Origin of the sequence: Campylobacter sp. JMF_06 NA1, from assembly GCF_027737785.1 — a bacterium.
Lineage (GTDB): Bacteria > Campylobacterota > Campylobacteria > Campylobacterales > Campylobacteraceae > Campylobacter_B.
The window spans coordinates 66,998-86,840 of the sequence record NZ_JAOVUA010000001.1 but is presented as its reverse complement, the minus strand read 5'-3'; the positions used below and the strand labels follow the sequence as shown (position 1 = coordinate 86,840).

Below are 19,843 nucleotides of genomic sequence, written 5' to 3'. Positions count from 1 at the left end.
GACGGATTATAAAATCCGTCTGTATAAAAATTATGCAATGATGTTTGAAACAACACCTGAACCAACAGTTCTACCACCCTCACGGATAGCGAATCTTGTTCCTTGTTCAAGAGCAACAGGAGCGATAAGCTCAACTGTGATTTTAACATTATCACCAGGCATAACCATCTCTGTGCCAGCAGGTAGAGTGATTGAGCCAGTAACATCTGTTGTTCTAACATAGAATTGTGGTCTATAATTGTTAAAGAAAGGAGTGTGGCGTCCGCCTTCCTCTTTTGTTAGAATATAAACTTCACCTTCGAATTTTGTGTGAGGAGTGATTGATTTTGGTTTGCATAGAACCATACCTCTTTCAACCTCTTCTTTTTTAGTTCCTCTTAGCAATACGCCGACATTATCGCCAGCTTCGCCTTGATCCATCTCTTTTCTGAACATCTCAACGCCAGTAACTGTTGTTGTTTGAGTTGGTTTAAGACCAACGATTTCGATTGTATCGCCTACTTTAACAACACCTTTTTCGATTCTACCAGTTACAACTGTACCACGACCTGAGATTGAGAAGATATCTTCGATTGGCATCAAGAAATCTTTATCAGTGTCACGAGTTGGAGTTGGGATATAGCTATCAACAGCGTTCATAAGATCCATGATTTTTGCTGACCACTCGCCGTCGTTACCAGCTTTTGCCTCTTCAAGAGCTTGAAGTGCTGAACCAGCTACGATTGGAGTATCATCGCCTGGGAAGTTGTATTCATTTAGAAGCTCTCTAACTTCCATTTCAACTAGTTCTAGAAGCTCAGGATCATCAACCATATCAGTTTTGTTTAGGAAAACAACGATGTATGGAACACCAACTTGGCGAGATAGCAAGATGTGCTCTCTTGTTTGTGGCATAGGACCATCAGCTGCTGAAACAACTAGGATAGCGCCGTCCATTTGAGCAGCACCAGTAATCATGTTTTTAACATAGTCAGCGTGGCCTGGGCAATCAACGTGAGCATAGTGGCGAGACTCTGTTTCATACTCAATGTGAGATGTAGCGATAGTGATACCGCGCTCTTTTTCCTCAGGAGCATTATCGATATTGTCGTAATCTTTAAGCTCAGCAAGACCTCTTCTAGAAAGAACAGCAGAAATAGCAGCTGTCAAAGTAGTTTTACCATGATCGACGTGACCAATAGTACCAATGTTTACGTGTGGCTTGTTACGAGTAAATTTTTCTTTAGCCATCATATCCTCCGTTATTAATTTGTGGTTACACAATAAAAAACTAAGCAATTTTCTAAATGGAGCTCATAGCGGGACTTGAACCCGCGACCTCTTCCTTACCAAGGAAGTGCTCTACCTCTGAGCCATATGAGCATTACCCCTGGCCAAGAGAAATCGCTACCTACTATCTGACAATGTAAGACGAAATTTGGATATAAAAGCGTATAAAAGCATTAAGTTTTTACAGCTCCCAGTAAAACCCAAATGGAGCGGGAAACGGGGCTCGAACCCGCGACCCTCAGCTTGGAAGGCTGATGCTCTAGCCAACTGAGCTACTCCCGCATAGATTCATGGTGGTGAGACGTGGATTCGAACCACGGAAGACATAGTCAGCAGATTTACAGTCTGCCCTCGTTGGCCACTTGAGTATCTCACCTAATGAAAATCTGGTCAAACACTGTTACAAAAAAATGGAGCTGGTGAACGGACTTGAACCGCCGACCCACTGCTTACAAGGCAGTAGCTCTACCAACTGAGCTACACCAGCATTTTGAAATTGAAGTTTGGATTATATCTGAAAAAAAAATCTTTGTCAAGGCTAAATCAGCAAAATTTTAAAATTTTACTCTTTTTTGTTATAATCGCTCAAATTTTGATAAAGGATTGTTATGAAAATCGTTCCTTGGATTATCGTTATATTTATGATTTATGTGGTGTATTATTTTATTTCTCGTTCCGAAAAGCGCATCACAGCGCTAGAAAAACGACTAAACCAAGCCGAGAGCAACTACGACGAGCTAAAAAAACAGATCGAAGCCAACCGCATGCTAATCCAAGAAAACAGCCCAAAAGAGCCAGAAACAGAAGAAAACGCCTACGAAGATTGAAATTTGGGATTTTATCCATAAATTTAAGCTCAAAAGAACTTAAAATTTAAACTTCCTTTTATAACTTTAAAGTTATAACTTACGAGTTTAAAAGGTTTTTTGTATGGGAAATTATATTTTGTAACGATAATTCAAAAGGTGAATTTTACAACTTGCCAAAGCATTTAGTCGTGCGTGGTTCAGTGTTATTAAAGGTTTTGGAAATCAAAGGCAACAACATAGGCGAACCGATAACCAAAAAATTCGCGTAATGAAATTTTTGAAATTCGAATAATAGCCGACAAAGACATAGCTAGAAGCCTATATACTTATGAAATCGGCAAGAAAATTATAATTTTAACGATATTTGTTAAAAAGACCGAAAAGACACCAAACGATAAAATTGAATTAGCATTAAAACGCTTAAAGGAGTGGAAAAATGAAAATAAAAACTAAATCTTTAAAATTTGAAGACACTTTTAATGAGTGTATGCAAGATGCTGAATTCAAAAAGCTTTACGATGAAATGCAAAATGAGTTTAATCTCATAATTTCACTCATAGAAGCTAGACAAGAAGCAAATCTCACACAAGCCCAACTTGCAGAGAAAATGGGCGTAAAACAATCAGCGGTAGCTAGGATAGAGAGTGGCAACCTAAATTTAAAATACGGCACTATTTGCAACTATCTCAAAGCGTGTGGTAAAAAGATAGTAAATTTCAATCTAGTATCTCTAAATGCCACCAAGGCTTGATATTTAGCAAAATACGAACTACAATCATATTTACCTTGTTGTGGTAAAATCGCACTTGGGTTTGAAGTTGAGGGGGTCTCGATAGGCGTTCGCCCAATAAGACCTATATCTGAGGTAGCTTCTAACTTATGATTTATGTTAGTCTCTCCCCCCAACTTACTATAATAGACTACATTTCCATCTGGCGTATCATTTATAATTTCCCTTAATTTTTTTTCATCAATATCAAAAAAATTTTCTTTTTTGCTTTTGCTATGTTTGGTAAATTTTGTGCTAGATTATCTGTTTGATTTTTGAAAAAGGCTTTTGTCCCAGCTTGGATAAATCTATTCCCAGCTAGTCCAGCTCCTGCACCTATGAGTGCGCCACGAAGTCTATTTTCGCTATCTTACGAAGCTACATTTGGTGTAATAAAGCCATTTCTTAGGAATTGTTTTGCGTTTTTGTCGAGGATTGCATTTTCGCCCTTTTGGTTTCCAGGTATCGTTGTCGCCTCGCGTAACCCCCGTTCGTAGCTGGTTTGCAGTTTTTCGCCACTACGCTTAACCCCAAACTCACCACTAATTCTTTCGCCAAAAGCACCAAAATTGTGGTTAAGCCCCCTATTAAAGATGCTGTCATTATATTCTCCAATTTATCTATTATATCCCTTTTTATTATAAATAGTTTCGCTATCTTGCGAAGCACCGATTAGCGCACCTGTTCCACTTGTGGCTAAATTAGAGACTACATTTGGTGTGATAAAGCCATTTCTTAGGAATTGTTTTGCGTTTTTGTCGAGGATTGCATTTTCGCCCTTTTCAACTCCCCTAGACAACGCTTGTGATAACCCCCTAGCATAGGCTTCCCGCATTGCATTTGCATTTTGCTTAGTTGATAGTTCGCCACTAATTCTTTCGCCAAAAGCACCAAAATTGTGATTAAGCCACCTATTATAGACGCCATCTCTTACTCCTATGCACCAAATTTTATCAAAGCGCCCTAGCAATCAGTTCTAGCGGATTTACGCATTTCATATCAATCTGCGCTAAGCCAAAGGCATTATTTAGCTGCATTCTGCACGCGCTACATTCCGCACTTACGATTTTTAGGGGAGTATCTTTGAGTGAGGCGACCTTGTCTAAGCCAGCCTTGCGCGAGAGATGATATTTTTCGCTCTGCATTGTTACGCCGCCAAATCCACAGCATTGATCGGCGTTTGACATTTCGATTATTTCATAATTTTGCGAGAGCAGATTTCGCGGTTCGCGCCAAATTCCTTGCATTTTGCGTGAGTGGCACGGATCGTGGTAGGTGATTTGCCCTATTTTTCCGCGCTCTGATAAAATTTCTTTTAAATTTGTAAATTTGTCAAAATACTCCGTCGCTAGATAAATTTTACTCGCCACAGCCTTTGCGCGCTCTTGCCAATGCGAATCGCCCTCGAAAAAATGCACATAATCGACTTTTAGCATACCAGAGCATGTCGCCTCTGGAACGACGATAGCATCGATATTTTCAAGCATTTTTTCAAAATACTCTATGTTAAATTTCGCGTTTTTCTCCACAGAGCCAAAATCCCCCGTGAAATACTGCGGCGCGCCACAGCAGGCTTGCTTTTTCATCAAATGCACATTTAAATTTAGGCTTTTTGCGATTTTCAAAAACGCCTCGCCAATGCCAGTATATGCGTAGTTTCCCATACAGCCGATAAAAAGCCCGATAGTTTTGCTTCCGCCATTGTCGATAAACTCGGCGTGCGAGTTCATAAAGCTTTTTTTCGCTAAGCTAGGCAGTGTGCGCTCCACGCTCATCATCGGCACCGAAAATCGCGGTTTCATCGTATTTCCGCGTTCGCTGTCTTTTTGCGTCTTAAAGGCACACGGCACGAAAAAATACCCTAGCCTAGCTGCCAAATCCAAAACTCTGCGGTGGCTTAAAAACCAAAACGCAGCCCTTTTATACCACGCTATGCCAAATTTTTGCGCGATTTTGTGGCGCATGTTTTCAATCGCGGTATCGGTAGGCAGGGAGTCGTTGCACACATCGACGCAACTTGTACATAAAAAACAGCTCTCAAAGATATTTTTCATATTTTTATCGAGTTCGAGTTCGCCCCGCTCGACCGCACCAAGCAGGTCCAAAAACCCGCGTGGGCTGGTAACTTCGTCGCTATTGATATTATGAATCGTGCAGGCTGGAATACATTTGCCACATTTTACGCATTTATCGCTTAGGGTTTTGAAATCATACATTTTTTACACCGTTTTTGAGAATTTTTTCTCGCCCAAATTTTTGTGCATATACTCATCAAAGCACATTGCGATATTGCGGATTAGAAGCGTTCCAGTCGGCGTTACGCTAAGCTCATCGTCTGAAATTTTCACAAAATCTTTGAGATATTCAAGCTCTTTTAGCGAATTTGCAAAATGCTCGAAAAATTTAATATTATGCTTGGCTTCGATCTCTTTGATATTTACCCTGAAATTCGCCATTAGGCTCATTACGACATCTTTGCGAAGCAAATCCTCGCTATTTAGCAAAATTCCTTTGAAAAACGGCAATTTACCGCTATCAATCGCCTCCTCATACGGCGCCATATCTTTGAAATTTTGCGCATAATGCCGCGCGCCCTCGCCGATACTTGTTAGCCCAATGCCAATCAAATCCGCGCCACCTTTTGTGGTGTAACCTTGGAAATTTCTATGAAGCGTGCCGTCTTTAAGCGCAGCGTGAAGCTCGTCGCTTGGCTTAGAGTAGTGATCCATGCCGATTGGCTCGTATCCATTAGCGGTCAAAAAATCATGAGTAAATTTTAAAATTTCAAGCTTGATTTTTGGCGCAGGAAGCGTGCTTTCGTCGAATTTACGCATAGATTTTTTTATCCATGGAACATGGGCGTAATTAAATATCGCAAAACGATCTGGATTAAGGCTTAGCGCCAAATTTAGCGTTTCTTGGAAAGTCGCTAAATTTTGATATGGCAAACCATAAATCAAATCCATATTAATCGACTTTATCCCAGCCTTTCGCGCCATATCCATTACGCTTTTTGTCAGCTCATAAGGCTGAATTCTATGGATTTCTTTTTGCACGCGCTCGTTGAAGTCCTGCACGCCGTAACTTATGCGGTTAAATCCATGCGAAATAAGCACATCAAGCTGCTGCTGTGTGAGAAATCTAGGGTCAATCTCACAGCTAATCTCAGCGTCAGCGCTGAAATTTTTGAAATGTTTTTTTATGTTTTTTATGTGGCGATCAAGTTGTTCGGCGTCGAAATATGTCGGTGTGCCACCACCAAAGTGCATTTGCGTAACAATCCTGCTAGCGTCTAAATGCTCGCACAAAATATCCATTTCGCGATCTATGTAGTCCAAATACCTGTCCATTTTATCGCGTTTGCCAGTGTAGATGACATTACAGCCACAAAAATAGCACGCCGAACGGCAAAACGGCATGTGAAAATAAAGCGAAAGCGGGGCGTTTTTGTCTTGGGTTTTTAGCTCGTTTATATACTGCTCGTAGCTGAAATTTTGGCTAAATTCTAGCGCAGTTGGATAGCTCGTATAGCGCGGTCCTGGGCGCGAAAATTTAGCATACGCGTCAAAATCAATGTTTGCCATTTCTGCTCCTTACTAACTCTTCGATATCTATAAATAAATTTGGGTGTGATTGCTTCACGCGCGAAACTATGGCGTCCAAATCTAAATTTATCTTTTTTATGCTTGGGTTTTCGCTCGTGATTTTGCGGATCTCGTCCATGCACACGATCCACGCATCGCCAAAATCCACTGGGGCTTGCTGTAAAATCGAGCGCTCTAATTTTAGGTTGAAATTCTCTGCAATCGCCCCTTTTGCGACTTGGATTAGATTATTTAGCGATTTTAAAGATACCATTGTGTGCAATTCGCCACTCTCATCTATCCCAAACCACGGCTCCTCGTCGCTCCATGAACCCTTTTTTAGTGTTAGTTTTTTTTCGTTTGTCCCAGGGTCGTGCGAAATCTCAAAAACCGTGCTATTAGCGTCCTCGATACCGAAAAATTCATTGATTTGATCAATTTTTGTTAATGCTTTGTCGTTTTTTTCCACTTAATTACCTCTGTGTCTATCTAGCCATACCATTACGCCCTTTTGACCGTGCAGTCTGTTTTCAGCCTCGCTAAAAACATCGCCCGCATGAGCTTCTATAATCTCATCGCTGACCTCGTATCCGCGATACGCTGGCAAGCAATGCAAGAAAATAGCATCTTTTTTGGCTAGGCTCATCATATCTTTATCTACGCAAAATCCCTCAAACTGCTTAACTTTGCGCTCTTTTTCGCTCTCTTGTCCCATTGAAACCCAAGTATCAGTCGTAACGACATCTACACCACAGACTGCCTCGCGTGGATCGTGAGTGTAGAGGATTTTTGCCCCTGAAATTTTGGCGTTTTTCTCGGCTTGTGCTACGATAGAAGCGTCAGCCTCATAGCCCTTTGGCGTGGCGATTCTAAGCTCAAATCCTAAAATCGAAGCAAGCGAAATCCAAGTGTGCGCCATATTGTTTCCGTCCCCGATATACGCCACGCAGTCCCCACTAGCGCGCTCTTGCATAGTAAGATAATCCGCGATTAACTGCACTGGGTGGAGATAATCGCTAAGGCCATTTATCACAGGCACGGCTGAGTATTTGGCGAATTCCTCCAAATCACTTTGTTTATAAACCCTAAGCATAGCCATATCGACCATGCTAGAAATCACGCGCGCAGTATCTCTCACAGGCTCGCCACGACCTAGTTGAATATCTTTTGAGCTTAAAAACAGCGCTTGTCCGCCTAACTGATACATACCAGTCTCAAAGCTCACGCGCGTTCTAGTCGAGCTTTTTTCAAAAATCATTGCTAGGGTTTGGTTTTTTAGATACGGTTTGTAATCCTTCGCTTTGGCCTCTTTTTTAATCTCGGCTGCAAGGCGCAAAATTTCAAAAATTTCATCTTTGCTAAAATCTTCAAAAGTCAAAAAATGTCGCATACTCACTCCTAAATTTAGCTAAATTTACGCAAAAGCTCAGCTATTTCTTTTGCGTGATATGAGATTATCATATCCGCTCCTGCGCGTTTTATGCTTATCATAGTCTCCATTAAAACCCGCTCATAATCGATCAACCCAAGCTTCGCTCCGCCTTTTAAAAGCGCGTATTCGCCACTGACATTATACGCACAAATCGGAAGCAAAGTGCGCTCGCGCAAATCACGGATTATATCCAAATACGCAAGTGCTGGTTTTACCATTAAAATATCAGCTCCTTGCGCCTCGTCTTCCAAACTCTCATTTATCGCCTCAAATCGGTTTGCTGGATCCATTTGATACGAGCTTCTATCGCCAAAGCTAGGCGCGCTCTCCGCTACATCGCGAAACGGCCCGTAATACCCGCTCGCAAATTTCGTCGAATACGCCATAATCGGTAAATTTTCAAATCCATTGCTATCAAGTGCGCAGCGTAAAGTGGTGATTATGCCGTCCATCATACCGCTTGGGGCTATCATATCAGCGCCGTTTTTGGCGTGGATTAGGGCTTGTTTGGCTGAAATTTCAAGCGTAGCGTCGTTATTTACGGTTTGATGAACATGATCTAGTATCCCGCAGTGTCCGTGGTCAGTGTATTCGCAAAAGCACAAATCCGTAATCACCATAAATTTTGGAAATTTATCCTTAATCGCGCGAAGCGCAGTGGCGATTATGCCATCATCGCTAAGCGCGTCAGAGCCAATGCTATCTTTGATTTCTGGAATTCCAAAAAGCAAAATTTTATTAATTCCCAAATTTGATAAAATTTCACACTCTTTTAAAATTTCATCCAAACTCAGCTGAAATACGCCTGGCATAGAGCTTATCTCGTTTTTGACACCTTTACCAGGAACGACAAAAAGCGGGTAAATAAAATTTCTCATCTCTAACGAAGTTTCGCGCACGAGTTCCCTTACTACGGGATTTATGCGCACTCTTCTAAATCGTTTAAACATTGTTTTTCCTTTTTTGGGTAAAATCATCGATTTATAATATCACAAATGGAGTAAATTTTATATGAATATTCAAATTTCGCAGATTGCAAATTTGCCCTCACGCTTCGGTAAATTTAAGGTGCAGTCCTTCAAAGAAAACGAAAAAGAACACTTAGTAATCGCAAAAATGCCGTTAAATGAAATCGTAAATGTGCGAATCCACTCCGAGTGCCTCACAGGAGATGCGATCGGAAGCCTAAAATGCGATTGCCGTGACCAACTCGAAGAGAGCCTAAAATACATAGAAAAAAACGGCGGTATGGTGATATACCTGCGCCAAGAGGGGCGAAATATCGGGCTACTAAATAAAATCAACGCTTACGCGCTCCAAGATAAGGGATTTGATACAATCGAGGCAAATCATCAGCTAGGTTTCAAGGCAGACGAGCGAACTTACGAAATCGTGGATTTTATCCTAAAACACTATGAAATCAAAAAGATAAATTTACTCACAAACAACCCTGAAAAGCTATCAAATTTGCACTGCGTAGAGATTGTCGAGCGCATACCAATTATCATCAAAGCCAACGAATTTAGCGAAAATTATCTGCGAACTAAAAAAGATAAAATGGGGCATTTGCTGTGAATTTGATTTTGCCTGAAAATTTCGACGAAAAGTGCGCTAAATTTGGCGAGTGTCTGCGTAAATTTAACGCAATCCACAGCCTTACGAATTACGATGATTTAAGCGAAATTATCGCCGATAGTATTGGCGGGGTGAAATTTATCCCAAAATACCCTAAAATCGCCATTGACATCGGTAGCGGGGCTGGGTTTCCGGCGATATTTTTGGCTATGGTTTTAAACCACACGAAATGGCATTTATACGAGCCAATCGCCAAAAAAGCGTCGTTTTTGACCTACGCTAAGGTAAATTTGGAGCTAAAAAATGTCGAAATTCATAGAGAAAAAATCGAAAATTCGCTAAAATTTAGGGCTGATTTGATAACTTCAAGGGCTGTGATGAAAACGAAAAATTTAGTCGAAATTTGCGATGGATTTTATGATAGCAATACGCACTTTTTGCTCTATAAAGGCAGTAGCGTAGATGATGAAATCACCGAGACTAAAAGCAAATTTCCAAGTGCCAAATTTGAGATTTTTAACGCCGGTATGCGAAATTACCTACTTCTTAGCGGAATTTGTTAAAATATTGTATAATCTTGCGATAAAGCGAATTTTAAAAGGATTAAATAATGCAAACTTCAAAGGATTTTACGCCTATGTTGGTTTTGGTTCCAAATGGCGAAGTTGAATTTTTTGCGCAATTTTGCCAAAAAATCGGCTACAAAGCAGAGCAAACACAGGATTTTGAAAATTTCAAAAACGAAATTTTAAACGATATTTTCGAAAACCCTAAAAATCGCGCTGTCTTTGAAAGGCTAAAAGATAAATGAAATATTTAACGCTAAATCAAGCCATATCTTTGCACGACGGCGTTTTAGAAAAAATGGGTGGATTGATTGGCTACAATAACGCTCAAATCGGCTATTTAGCCTCAGCATTAGAAAATATCAAAAACGATTTATACTATCCTAGCATTGCAGAAAAAGTAACGCATTTAATGTTTTCGTGTGTCAAATTTCACCCATTTTTAGACGGAAACAAACGAAGTGCCATAATGCTTTCAAAGGCTTTTTTGATAATTAATGAGGCGGTTTTTGACAAAGATAGTTTTTACGAATTTATGGAAAATATAGTCGTAAGCGTCGCGGACGGCAGTATTTCAAAAGAAAAATTGCAAGAAATATTTGAAAATTTATTAAAAATTTAAAGGCCAAAAATGGGAAAACTTTTATCATTAGCGATAATTATTGCGTTAATTTATTTTTTAATCGTGCCGAAATTTCGCGCCAAAAAGGGCGAGAGCGCAGACACAAAGGGCGAGCAAGAGCCAACAGCGCTAATGCCTTGCGATGAGTGCGGGACATATTACGAGCAAGGCGCGCTTATCTCGCATAATTCGCGCCAAATTTGCAAATCTTGCTTGGCAAAAATAAAGGAAAAAAAATGATTATTCTAGGGCATGAATTGGTTGATTACGAGCCGTTTTACGCTATCAAACACACAGACGAGGTTTTCAGATACGATAATTTGCTCTTTAAATTCGATCCTAAATTAATCTCGCTAGCCAAAAGCACGGAGAAAAATTTCAGCGTCATTACAAACAACCTAAACGAAATTTTGCTCGCAAACGGCGCAGGTGCGAGGTTTATCATCGTAAATAAAAAAACCGCCCCACTCGCGCAAAAGCTAGCCAACGACTATCTTTTTGACGCTAAAATCGCCATGTTTGTCAGCTCCACTCGCGCTCTAAAACAGCTTGCCGAGCTTGGAATCGACGCTGTGGTTTTCAAAGAAGCTATCGCAAACCGCCCAAAATCCTTTTTAAGCGGGCTTTTTGCGGGCGGACGCAAATTTCACCTGCCACATATCAATCCGCAAGGCCTAATCGGTCTAACCAAAAATTTAGGCGGAAAAATCAAAAATTTAGACACAAAAATCAGTGCGAAAAATTTATCCAAGGAGGATATATGGAAAAAATAAAAACCGCCCTGCTAATGAGCGGGCTCGTGCTACTTTTTATGTTCGTCGGCAGCCTAATTGGCGGACAAAAGGGTATGATTATGGCGTTTGTCGTGGCGTGCGGTATGAATTTTTTCAGCTATTTTTTCAGCGACAAACTAGTCTTGAAACACTACCGCGCTACGCCAGTTACGGCCGAGAGCCAGCCTATGTTATACGACATAATCGATCGCCTTTGCGCTAAGGCGAATTTGCCAATGCCAAAAATCTATATCATCAACGAGCAAGTTCCAAACGCCTTTGCCACAGGTCGCAACCCAAACAACGCCGCAGTCGCCGTTACACAAGGCCTGCTAAATCTAATGAGCCCGCAAGAAATCGAGGGCGTGCTAGCTCACGAACTAAGCCATGTTAATCACTACGATATCCTAATCGGCTCGATCGCTGCAATGTTTGCAGGCGCAATCGCAATGCTAGCGAATTTCGCCAAATTTGGCGCGATTGCGGGCTCAAACTCACAAAATCGCGGTGGCGCAAATGGAATTTTCTTGCTAATTGGAGCCGTGATAATGCCGCTAGCTGCTAGCGTAATCCAAATGGCAATCTCACGCACCAGAGAATTCAAAGCAGACGCCGGTGCAGCCGCACTTACAGGGCACCCTGAGTGGCTGATTTCTGCTCTATCCAAGCTGGATAATTACGCCAAAAACTACCGCATGCACTCTGCGACGGGATCGACTGCGCACATGTTTATCATAAACCCATTTAGCGGGATTAAGGCGAATTTCTCTCAGCTTTTTAGCACACACCCTAGCACAAGCGACCGTATCGCAAAACTCGAAGAGCTAAAAGGCAAAATCGCTACCCAAAAGTAAAATTTGCAAGGAAATGCGAAGCATTTCCGTAAAAATAAAACTAGCTAAATTTGGAAAAACGCAGTTTTTCTAAATTTAGCCACCTTAAAAGCGTCGTCGGGGGTTGGGGGTTTGTAAGGGGGAAGGGGCGCGACCTCGCAAAATGAGCGTAGCGGCGGCGACAGCCGGCATTTCTTGCGAGCGAAGCGAAGCAAAGTAATTGGGGCTCCCTTCCCCCCCTTACGAGAAAAACACGGCGCAGGTTAAATTCAAAAAATCGTTCAATGCTAAATTTAGGTTGAATTTTGAATTAAAATTTCCCTAGATTGCTTCGAATTTGCAAATTTGGAATTTTTATTTCGTAGATTGCTTCGGCGTTTCACGCCTCGCAATGACAAATTATGCAAAATTTACAAAACTAAAATTTTATAAATTATTTCTCATTTCTTGCAATATAATCACAAATTTTCATTTTTTCAAATATTTACTATCTTGCGTTAAAATCACATTTTATTTTTCATCAAAGGAGAAAAAATGGGATTACTTTCATTTGTTGCAAATGCTGGTAAAAAGCTACTTGGTATCGGAAACGACGAGCAAAATGTCAAAGACGAGATCACCAAAAACCTCTCTTCTACCCCAATCGAGGGCTTAGATGTCAAAATCGAGGGCGATGTTGTTAAAGTAAGCGGAAACGCTGACAAAGAAACTCTTGAAAAAGCCGCTCTAATCGCAGGCAATGTAAATGGAATTTCAAGCGTAGAAATCGAAGGTGTCAATGAAGATAGCGAAGAGAACTACTACACTATCGTCAAAGGCGACAACCTTTCAAAAATCGCTAAGAAATTCTATGGCGATGCTAACAAATACCCTGTGATTTTCGAGGCCAATCGCGAGGTCATCAAAGATGCGAACCTAATCTATCCAGGTCAAAAAATCAGAATTCCAAAAATCTAAATTTATGGGCGCAAACGCGCCCTACTCTTTTTTTATTTTTCAAATTTTTGTATAATCACCCAAAATTTAGCTAGGAGCAGGTTATGAAAAACGCTTTTACTATGATCGAACTTGTTTTTGTTATCGTTGTTTTGGGAATTTTATCTAGTATCGCTCTGCCTAGAATGAACGCCAGCAGGGACGATGCCGAAATCGTGCGATTGATGACAAATATAAAGACCCTTACTAGCGATATCACAAACTACTACAACGCAAACGGCTGTCTTAGCAACAATCCAAATTTTATGAGCAATGTCGCCACATTTAGCTCAGCCGCTGGTGGCGCGCACGCGGGCAACGGCTCGTGCCTAGCTAATGGCGGTAGCGTGTCAATGCACATCAGAGTCAAAAACAAACCTTGCTACGCCCTAACTTACGGCGTGAGCGAATACATGGGTGCTTGGGTGCGCATAGATGGTATGAGCGCAGGTGCCTCAAATGCGTGCGAACTAGCGCACAATCAAGCCACGATGAAATCAATGCGCGATGTGAGTTTCACATACACAGACGAAACTGGCGCGAACAAAACAGCCAAAGGCACACGAATCGGCGGATTAAATCCGAATAAATTTAGATAAAATTTTCAAAATTTGGTGCAAATTTTGAAATTCTAAAATTTTGCGCCAAAATTCTTTTTGTTTTGGATAAAATTACGAAATTCTACCAAAAGGAGTTAATGTGCGAATTTTAATCAACGAATTTCCAGGAGACGGCTGTCCGCAAACCAAGGCTTTCGATGCAAAAGAGATTTTTTTAAACACGGCAAAAGACGATGAAAATCCTGGGAATTTCGTCGTTTCGATCTATGTGCAAAACCAAGAAACTGCTCTGTTTTCTTGCGCCAAAACGCCAGCGTTTGAGGAATTGCAAAAGAATTTCAAATCAATGATTTTCAAAAAAGGCGTATTGGTGATAGATATCCAACTTAACTATCTCAATGGAAAAATGGTTTTAAAATCATCATCTTTTTGTGAAGTATGATTGAAAATTGGCGCAAAATTTTGAAATTTGCGTCAAATTTAACTACTCTAAAACTTTTATCACTATTTATTTGATATTTTATAACCAATTTCGAACTAACTTTCTTCTTTTAAATACAAACCACAAAAACGCAATCGCCAAAAACAAGGTAAAATTTTTGTATAATCGAAGCTCTTTTTGTGAAAATTTTACGATTTGGGCGTCTTTTCCACTATAAAATTTTAGAATTTTTGTTTTCTGCTCGTCTTCATAAACAAGCGCTTTGTAAATTTTATAAACATCGCCAAAGCTTTCCTTTTTTATCCAAAATGTAAAAAAATAATTATTTTTGCTCAAATAACTAACTATCGGCTCAAATCCCAAATTTGGCTCTACGACCTTAATACAGCTATTCCCGGCGTTATTTTTAATGCAGACATTGTAATATTTTCTAGGCGATAAAACCTTATCTCTAAAATTTTTTACCGCTATCTCCCCGATAGATGTTACTTTTCCTTCGATATATTCGGTGTTTTTTAAATTAGTTTCTATATTAAACGATATAAAAAACAGCGCCCCAGAGAACAAAATATAATAAATATTTTCCAAGATAAATTGTATAAATTTATTTGATTTCATAGATATTTTTCGATAAACCGCCATTACAGGCGCAAATTTCGCTAAATTACGACCTGTAATCTGCGTTTATTTTGACATATTCATAGCTGAGATCACAGCCATATGCGCTAAATTCGCCCGCTCCAAGCCCCAAATCGCATGAAATTTCAAATTCGGCCTTTTGCATTACTTCGTGCGCTAGCCTTTCACGCTCCTCGTCTAGCTCGCGGTGCGCACTATCATACACGAGCGCATCATCGTATTTTATCACGAGTTTTTCGGCGTCGCACTCTATCCCGCATGCGCCGATTGTAGAGGCTATGCGCCCCCAGTTCGGATCCTCGCCATAAATCGCTGTTTTGACAAGCGGAGAATTTGACAAAGCCTTGGCAGCCTTTTTGGCTTCATTATCATTTTTCGCGCCAAAAACTCTGAATTTGACTAGTTTATTCGCACCCTCGCCATCGCGCACTAGCATTAAAGCAAGATCTAGCGTGATTTTTTTCAGCGCGGCACGAAACGCCTCTTTATCATAGCTAGCGCGCGCACTGGTCGCTAGCATGACAGTATCGTTCGTGCTCGTATCGCCATCGACACTAACCCTATTAAAGCTATCCTCCACAGCCTCACTTAAAAGCTCGCCCATATCAGAGTGCGGGATTTTCGCGTCGGTTAAAATATAGCAAAGCATAGTCGCCAAAGCCGGATTTATCATACCCGCACCCTTGCAAATGCCTGCTATGTGAAATTTCTCGCCACTATCTAAGCTAACTTCGTAAGCAAACTCCTTTTTTAGCGTGTCTGTCGTCATAATCGCCGTGGCTATGGCCTCAGAATCACGCGCCATAAGGTCGAATTTTTTCGCAGCAGCTATGATTTTTTCTTTTTTTAATCTATATCCAATGACGCCAGTTGAGCTCATCACAGGATTTACTAAGGGCGTAAATTTTGAAATTTCAGAGAAAATTTCATCTATATCGCTAATGCCTGCTTCGCCGGTCATTGCGTTTGCGTTTTTAGAATTTATCAAAATGAAATTCGTGCGAAATTCCCCGCCGTTTTTCTCTAAAATTCGCCTAAAATGCGCTATTGGGGCAGCGGCAAATTTATTACTCGTAAAAATCGCACTTATAGCAAACGGCTCGTCGGCTCTAATAAATCCCAAATCATTTCCAACCTTTTTAAAGCCCGAATTTAGCCCGCCAAAATAAAATCCATCGATATTTTCTAGGCCGTTTTGCAAAGGGGCGATTTTATACATATTTCATCTCCTGCGGTTTGTATTTGCTTCTAATTAGCTTTTTGGTATCCCTGATACCCTCGGCTGTGCCGATGACTAGCAGTTTCGCGCCAGTGCCGATTAGATAATCGCCATCAGGCATAGCTACAAAGCGGTTGTTAGCTTCCTTCACGCCCACGATATTTGCGTTTGTCATCTCTTTGAGGCGGGTTTCTTTGAGGCGTTTGAACCTCATCCACGAAAACTCAGGGACTAAAATTTCTTCGATATCAATCGGAGAGTCTTTTTGATAAACGAGGCGTTCTAGGATATTTTCCATATCTGGGCGCACGCTAATCGCAGAAAGGCGCTGTGCGGCGAGTTTGGACGGCAATACGACAGAATTTGCGCCAAGTTTTTTGAGGCGTTCGCTGTCGCTGTCGCTGTCAGAATTCGCCATGATAAAATACGGCGTAATACGCCCTAGCTCTTTTTCATAAAGCCTAACAAGCGTGATGATAGCGATATTATCGGCCAAATTTGGACTTAGCGTGATTATGGATTTTGCGCTTGAAAGGTGCGCTTTTAAAAGCGTTTTTTGCTCGTGCGGATCGCCGATTATGTAGTATGGGTATAAATTTTCATCAGCACTTTTTGCCAAATCTGGGTTTGGATCAATGACGACAAATGGGATATGATTGGCGCGAAATTCCTTCGCCAACTCCGCACAATACGAGTTGTTATAGCATATAATGTAGTGATTTTTGAGCCTTGCGATATTGTTTATCATAGCTTGCTCCCTGATTAAATTTTGCAGTGTTCCTTTTTTGATAACTTCGACGACGACACCCAGACAAAACGAAAATGTCCCAAAGCCCATCAAAATAAATGCGATTGTAAAAAGTCTGCCAGCAGGCGGGATTGGCGCCACCTCGGTAAATCCGACGGTGGTAAATGTCATGCCTGCTTGATAAATTGCATCAACTAGCGAAAATCCAGCGGTGAATATATAGCCCAAAGTCCCCACTAACTGCATTAAAACAATGATAATTAGTGGAAGTCTAAATGGGCGTAGTTCGTCGTAAATTTCGCTATAAAGGTTAATGTCCGGTTTAGTAGAGCCGGACCAGTTGAGGAATAATTTTATTCTGCCTAAAATAGACATAAATTCCTCTTTTTAAAGTTATCTTGATTGTTTTTTCATTGTTCTTAGAGTTGAAGCAGCTACTTTGATTTTTCTTGTAGTGCCGTCTTCTAGCTGAACGCGAACTGTGCGTAGATTGACTTGGAATTTTTTCTTAGTTCTGTTGTTTGCGTGGCTTACATTGTTTCCTACCATCGCACCTTTGCCAGTGATTGCGCATCTTCTTGCCATAATAAATCCTTATAATTTGAAAATAAACGGCGATTATATCTTAAAAAATTTCAAAATTTGCTTAAATTATACAAAGTATTAAATTTAGCAAAATTTATGAGAAAAATTAGTAAAATTGCAGGTTTTATAAATTTGATAAGGAAATTTGATATGTATGTAGCCCCTAGTATTTTATCAGCTGACTTTGGTAGGCTCGGCGAGGAAGTGCGCGCAGTATGCGACGCGGGAGCAGATCTAATCCATGTCGATGTCATGGACGGACACTTCGTGCCAAATCTCACAATCGGCCCACTTGTCGTAAATGCCGTAGCCAAGGCCTCCACAAAGCCTCTTGATATTCATTTAATGGTGCAAAATGTGCCGTTTTTCGCTGATTTGTTTTTGCCACTAAAACCGAAATTTTTAAGCTTTCATATCGAGGAAGAAAAACACCCTTTGCGCTTGATAGATCATATCCGCAAAAACGGCGTCAGCCCCGCTATCACGCTCAATCCACACACACCAATTAGCGCGCTTGATTATATCATAGACGAGGTTGATATGGTGCTTTTAATGAGCGTAAATCCGGGCTTTGGCGGGCAAAAATTTATCCCCTCAGCCCTGCGTAAAATTTCAGAACTTAGAAATTTGATCGAAAAACGGGGTGCGAAATGTATGATCGAAGTCGATGGTGGCGTAAATGGACTAAATGTCGCCGAGCTAGATAGCGCAGGCGCAGACATCGTCGTGGCTGGAAATTTCGTATTTTCATCAAACGATTACAGCGAAGCTATCAAAGCCCTAAAAGTATGAGCCAAGACAGCAGAAAAGGGCTTGATAACCTAATCGAACTTTTGGCGCAAAAAAGCATAAACTACCACGATTTTATCGCCAAAGCGCAAAAAATCGAGCTAATTGCGGAGTTTTTTGAGCCAAAAGATTTTAGCATGTGGCGCGCCATGGGGCTAAATGTCATCAAGCTAGACAACGGCAAAATCACGCTTAAAACCCGCGAAACCGATATCGAGGACGAGATTTTTTGTTTTGTGGATATTGAGACTAGTGGCGGGCTAAGTAACGGTCAAATCATCGAAATCGGCGCGATAAAGGTGCAAGGCGGGCAAGTTTTGGATAGATTTGAGAGCTTTGTATATGCGAATTTCGTGCCAGAGGGTATCACCGAACTAACCGGAATTAGCGCGAGCGATTTGGTGGGCGCACCAAGCCTAGCTAGCGTTTTGGAGCGGTTTAGATTATTTTTGGGCGATGCGATTTTTGTGGCGCACAATGTCAAATTTGATTATGGTTTTATCGACGCAAGTATGCAAAAATGCGGATTTGGCATGCTGCTAAACCGCAAAATTTGCACCGTCGAGCTAGCGCGTCGCACGATAGAGTCGCCTAAATACAATCTCGGCGCACTAAAAGAGCTTTTGGGTATCGAAAACACCCACCACAGGGCTTACAGCGACGCTATTTCGTGCAAGGAAATCTTCGCTCACGCCATAAGCGCACTTCCATGGAGCGTGCAAAGCACGGAGGATTTGATACTATTTTCCCGCACAGCAGGGCTGAAAAAACCGAGCGTAACAGTGAATTTAAGCTAAATTTTACCCACAAATTTCACTCTAAATTTACTAAATTTTGAAATTTTGGCTTAAAGGACATTCAGGGGGATGAAATTATCATCTTGTCTCGTTTTTGATAGAAAAATACCATGAGATAAATTTCCTCCTATTACTAAAATTTAGCCCAGTATGATTCCTGATTTTGCTTTTTAAATCATTAAAGCTTGCCTCTAATGAATTGTTTGTGTTTGGGATATTTGGATAGCTCTGATAGGTAAAAAGCAGGTCCAAATTTGATTTTAGCGTGCGCAGAGCACTTCGTAAGCGTCTGTGAGTGAAAAATACCCTCCCTTGCTCATTTATGCTTTTTTTCTTTTATTCTTGCGCGGTTTTGGCTTGCCAGCTTTATCACCAGTAAAAATTTCATTTTTATGTGCATATTTTTCTTTTAAATAGTGCTCATAATCCACCAAATTCCCAAAACATTGTTTGCACCTTAAATTTTTTACCTCATAAAAATAAAAAGTCTTTTGGCAATTTTTGCAGAAAAATAGTTTATTTTGATTGCTTTTTTTACCAAATAAAAAAGCAAAAAGCGAGGCAAAAGCCACAATAAAAACGAAAATTTTGCTCTTTGTGCCAAGTCTTACCCAGCCTTGGTATTTGCTCCACACTTTATATCCGTTTAGCGAAGCAAACCCATCAAAAAAAGAGATTGCAGACAACACAAAAGTGCCAGGCTTATCAGAGCGAAAAGCATAGATAAAAAAGAGCATGACACAAATAAAAATAATGTCGAAATAATCCATGCCAACACTAGATAAAAGCCCATTTATAAGGCTGTTTTGCCTAAGCATTTCTATGCCAATACAGACAAAAGACAAAAAAAGAAAAAT

General features: G+C 40.7%; 29 protein-coding genes and 4 tRNA genes. 17 read left to right on the top strand and 16 right to left on the bottom strand.

The window, feature by feature from the left end:
• Positions 1 to 30 precede the first annotated feature (30 nt).
• The 5 genes from tuf to OFO07_RS00450 form a co-directional block, all read right to left on the bottom strand.
• Entirely contained in the window at positions 31 to 1,230 is a 1,200-nt protein-coding gene (gene tuf, locus OFO07_RS00470) for an elongation factor Tu (RefSeq protein WP_270859319.1), read from the bottom strand.
• A gap of 57 nt (positions 1,231 to 1,287) precedes the next feature.
• Positions 1,288 to 1,362, bottom strand: a tRNA-Thr gene (locus OFO07_RS00465).
• Between the two features lie 112 nt (positions 1,363 to 1,474).
• Positions 1,475 to 1,551: transfer RNA gene (locus OFO07_RS00460), tRNA-Gly, on the bottom strand.
• 9 nt (positions 1,552 to 1,560) lie between these two features.
• A tRNA-Tyr gene (locus tag OFO07_RS00455) sits at positions 1,561 to 1,645 on the bottom strand.
• Between the two features lie 35 nt (positions 1,646 to 1,680).
• A tRNA-Thr gene (locus OFO07_RS00450) sits at positions 1,681 to 1,756 on the bottom strand.
• Between the two features lie 121 nt (positions 1,757 to 1,877).
• Here OFO07_RS00450 and OFO07_RS00445 point away from each other — a divergent pair.
• From OFO07_RS00445 to OFO07_RS00435, 4 genes are all read left to right on the top strand, one after another.
• Entirely contained in the window at positions 1,878 to 2,096 is a 219-nt protein-coding gene (locus OFO07_RS00445) for a hypothetical protein (RefSeq protein ID WP_270870551.1), read from the top strand.
• A 255-nt stretch (positions 2,097 to 2,351) separates the two neighbouring features.
• Positions 2,352 to 2,531: a type II toxin-antitoxin system RelE/ParE family toxin gene (locus OFO07_RS07850; protein ID WP_442868060.1), complete on the top strand. Its 180-nt coding sequence runs from the start codon at positions 2,352 to 2,354 to the stop codon at positions 2,529 to 2,531.
• Complete coding sequence (locus OFO07_RS00440) at positions 2,515 to 2,829, top strand: helix-turn-helix domain-containing protein (RefSeq protein ID WP_270870550.1); 315 nt, start codon at positions 2,515 to 2,517, stop codon at positions 2,827 to 2,829. The genes OFO07_RS07850 and OFO07_RS00440 overlap by 17 nt, the downstream gene beginning before the upstream one ends.
• 293 nt (positions 2,830 to 3,122) lie before the next feature.
• Entirely contained in the window at positions 3,123 to 3,344 is a 222-nt protein-coding gene (locus OFO07_RS00435; RefSeq protein ID WP_270870549.1) for a hypothetical protein, read from the top strand.
• Positions 3,345 to 3,463: 119 nt separating this feature from the next.
• Here OFO07_RS00435 and OFO07_RS00430 read toward each other — a convergent pair whose 3' ends face one another.
• Genes OFO07_RS00430 through hemB form a run of 6 tightly spaced genes read right to left on the bottom strand, consistent with a single transcriptional unit; the run spans position 3,464 to position 8,813 of the window.
• Positions 3,464 to 3,817, bottom strand: a complete 354-nt coding sequence (locus OFO07_RS00430; protein ID WP_270870548.1) for a hypothetical protein — start codon at positions 3,815 to 3,817, stop codon at positions 3,464 to 3,466.
• On the bottom strand, positions 3,801 to 5,063 hold the full coding sequence (locus tag OFO07_RS00425) for a (Fe-S)-binding protein (protein ID WP_270870547.1): 1,263 nt from the start codon (positions 5,061 to 5,063) through the stop codon (positions 3,801 to 3,803). The genes OFO07_RS00430 and OFO07_RS00425 overlap by 17 nt, the downstream gene beginning before the upstream one ends.
• 3 nt (positions 5,064 to 5,066) lie before the next feature.
• A complete protein-coding gene (hemN, locus tag OFO07_RS00420) occupies positions 5,067 to 6,431 on the bottom strand; it encodes an oxygen-independent coproporphyrinogen III oxidase (protein ID WP_270870546.1) in 1,365 nt (454 codons plus the stop codon).
• Complete coding sequence (locus OFO07_RS00415; RefSeq protein ID WP_270870545.1) at positions 6,418 to 6,900, bottom strand: DUF2603 domain-containing protein; 483 nt, start codon at positions 6,898 to 6,900, stop codon at positions 6,418 to 6,420. The genes hemN and OFO07_RS00415 overlap by 14 nt, the downstream gene beginning before the upstream one ends.
• Entirely contained in the window at positions 6,901 to 7,821 is a 921-nt protein-coding gene (gene argF, locus OFO07_RS00410; protein WP_270870544.1) for an ornithine carbamoyltransferase, read from the bottom strand.
• Between the two features lie 14 nt (positions 7,822 to 7,835).
• A complete protein-coding gene (gene hemB / locus OFO07_RS00405; RefSeq protein WP_270870543.1) occupies positions 7,836 to 8,813 on the bottom strand; it encodes a porphobilinogen synthase in 978 nt (325 codons plus the stop codon).
• Positions 8,814 to 8,874: 61 nt separating this feature from the next.
• Here hemB and ribA point away from each other — a divergent pair, with 61 nt between their 5' ends.
• From ribA to OFO07_RS00355, 10 genes are all read left to right on the top strand, one after another.
• On the top strand, positions 8,875 to 9,438 hold the full coding sequence (ribA, locus tag OFO07_RS00400; RefSeq protein ID WP_270859302.1) for a GTP cyclohydrolase II: 564 nt from the start codon (positions 8,875 to 8,877) through the stop codon (positions 9,436 to 9,438).
• Positions 9,435 to 10,001, top strand: a complete 567-nt coding sequence (rsmG, locus tag OFO07_RS00395) for a 16S rRNA (guanine(527)-N(7))-methyltransferase RsmG (protein ID WP_442868056.1) — start codon at positions 9,435 to 9,437, stop codon at positions 9,999 to 10,001. The genes ribA and rsmG overlap by 4 nt, the downstream gene beginning before the upstream one ends.
• 47 nt (positions 10,002 to 10,048) lie before the next feature.
• Positions 10,049 to 10,249 (top strand): hypothetical protein, encoded by a 201-nt coding sequence (locus OFO07_RS00390; RefSeq protein ID WP_270862309.1) that lies wholly within the window; start codon positions 10,049 to 10,051, stop codon positions 10,247 to 10,249.
• A complete protein-coding gene (locus tag OFO07_RS00385; RefSeq protein ID WP_270865584.1) occupies positions 10,246 to 10,626 on the top strand; it encodes a type II toxin-antitoxin system death-on-curing family toxin in 381 nt (126 codons plus the stop codon). Before OFO07_RS00390 ends, OFO07_RS00385 begins: the two co-directional genes overlap by 4 nt.
• Before the next feature lie 9 nt (positions 10,627 to 10,635).
• Positions 10,636 to 10,866, top strand: a complete 231-nt coding sequence (locus OFO07_RS00380; protein ID WP_270870542.1) for a hypothetical protein — start codon at positions 10,636 to 10,638, stop codon at positions 10,864 to 10,866.
• Positions 10,863 to 11,399: a hypothetical protein gene (locus OFO07_RS00375; protein WP_270865582.1), complete on the top strand. Its 537-nt coding sequence runs from the start codon at positions 10,863 to 10,865 to the stop codon at positions 11,397 to 11,399. The genes OFO07_RS00380 and OFO07_RS00375 overlap by 4 nt, the downstream gene beginning before the upstream one ends.
• Entirely contained in the window at positions 11,387 to 12,253 is an 867-nt protein-coding gene (gene htpX, locus OFO07_RS00370; protein WP_270870541.1) for a zinc metalloprotease HtpX, read from the top strand. Before OFO07_RS00375 ends, htpX begins: the two co-directional genes overlap by 13 nt.
• A 513-nt stretch (positions 12,254 to 12,766) precedes the next feature.
• A complete protein-coding gene (lysM, locus tag OFO07_RS00365) occupies positions 12,767 to 13,189 on the top strand; it encodes a peptidoglycan-binding protein LysM (protein WP_270859298.1) in 423 nt (140 codons plus the stop codon).
• Positions 13,190 to 13,272: 83 nt separating this feature from the next.
• Entirely contained in the window at positions 13,273 to 13,806 is a 534-nt protein-coding gene (locus OFO07_RS00360; RefSeq protein WP_270870540.1) for a type II secretion system protein, read from the top strand.
• Positions 13,807 to 13,906: 100 nt separating this feature from the next.
• Positions 13,907 to 14,209 carry a hypothetical protein gene (locus OFO07_RS00355; protein ID WP_270870539.1) on the top strand — a complete coding sequence of 101 codons (303 nt, stop codon included), beginning with the start codon at positions 13,907 to 13,909 and terminating at the stop codon, positions 14,207 to 14,209.
• Positions 14,210 to 14,287: 78 nt separating this feature from the next.
• Here OFO07_RS00355 and OFO07_RS00350 read toward each other — a convergent pair whose 3' ends face one another.
• From OFO07_RS00350 to rpmB, 4 genes are read right to left on the bottom strand one after another with little or no spacing between them, the layout of a single operon-like run.
• Positions 14,288 to 14,851 carry a hypothetical protein gene (locus OFO07_RS00350; RefSeq protein ID WP_270870538.1) on the bottom strand — a complete coding sequence of 188 codons (564 nt, stop codon included), beginning with the start codon at positions 14,849 to 14,851 and terminating at the stop codon, positions 14,288 to 14,290.
• Between the two features lie 22 nt (positions 14,852 to 14,873).
• Positions 14,874 to 16,067: a bifunctional glutamate N-acetyltransferase/amino-acid acetyltransferase ArgJ gene (argJ, locus tag OFO07_RS00345; RefSeq protein WP_270870537.1), complete on the bottom strand. Its 1,194-nt coding sequence runs from the start codon at positions 16,065 to 16,067 to the stop codon at positions 14,874 to 14,876.
• Positions 16,060 to 17,190 (bottom strand): potassium channel family protein, encoded by a 1,131-nt coding sequence (locus OFO07_RS00340; RefSeq protein WP_270859293.1) that lies wholly within the window; start codon positions 17,188 to 17,190, stop codon positions 16,060 to 16,062. Before OFO07_RS00340 ends, argJ begins: the two co-directional genes overlap by 8 nt.
• An 18-nt stretch (positions 17,191 to 17,208) precedes the next feature.
• Positions 17,209 to 17,400 carry a 50S ribosomal protein L28 gene (rpmB, locus tag OFO07_RS00335; protein ID WP_270859292.1) on the bottom strand — a complete coding sequence of 64 codons (192 nt, stop codon included), beginning with the start codon at positions 17,398 to 17,400 and terminating at the stop codon, positions 17,209 to 17,211.
• Positions 17,401 to 17,550: 150 nt separating this feature from the next.
• Here rpmB and rpe point away from each other — a divergent pair, with 150 nt between their 5' ends.
• Together rpe and OFO07_RS00325 are read left to right on the top strand one after the other, a co-directional pair.
• On the top strand, positions 17,551 to 18,192 hold the full coding sequence (gene rpe, locus OFO07_RS00330) for a ribulose-phosphate 3-epimerase (RefSeq protein WP_270870843.1): 642 nt from the start codon (positions 17,551 to 17,553) through the stop codon (positions 18,190 to 18,192).
• Positions 18,189 to 18,986 carry a 3'-5' exonuclease gene (locus tag OFO07_RS00325; RefSeq protein ID WP_270870536.1) on the top strand — a complete coding sequence of 266 codons (798 nt, stop codon included), beginning with the start codon at positions 18,189 to 18,191 and terminating at the stop codon, positions 18,984 to 18,986. Before rpe ends, OFO07_RS00325 begins: the two co-directional genes overlap by 4 nt.
• A gap of 320 nt (positions 18,987 to 19,306) precedes the next feature.
• Here OFO07_RS00325 and OFO07_RS00320 read toward each other — a convergent pair whose 3' ends face one another.
• On the bottom strand, positions 19,307 to 19,558 hold the full coding sequence (locus OFO07_RS00320; protein WP_270870535.1) for a hypothetical protein: 252 nt from the start codon (positions 19,556 to 19,558) through the stop codon (positions 19,307 to 19,309).
• 25 nt (positions 19,559 to 19,583) lie between these two features.
• Between OFO07_RS00320 and OFO07_RS00315 the strand changes: the two genes are divergently transcribed.
• Complete coding sequence (locus OFO07_RS00315) at positions 19,584 to 19,709, top strand: hypothetical protein (RefSeq protein ID WP_270870534.1); 126 nt, start codon at positions 19,584 to 19,586, stop codon at positions 19,707 to 19,709.
• The last annotated feature ends 134 nt before the right edge of the window (positions 19,710 to 19,843 follow it).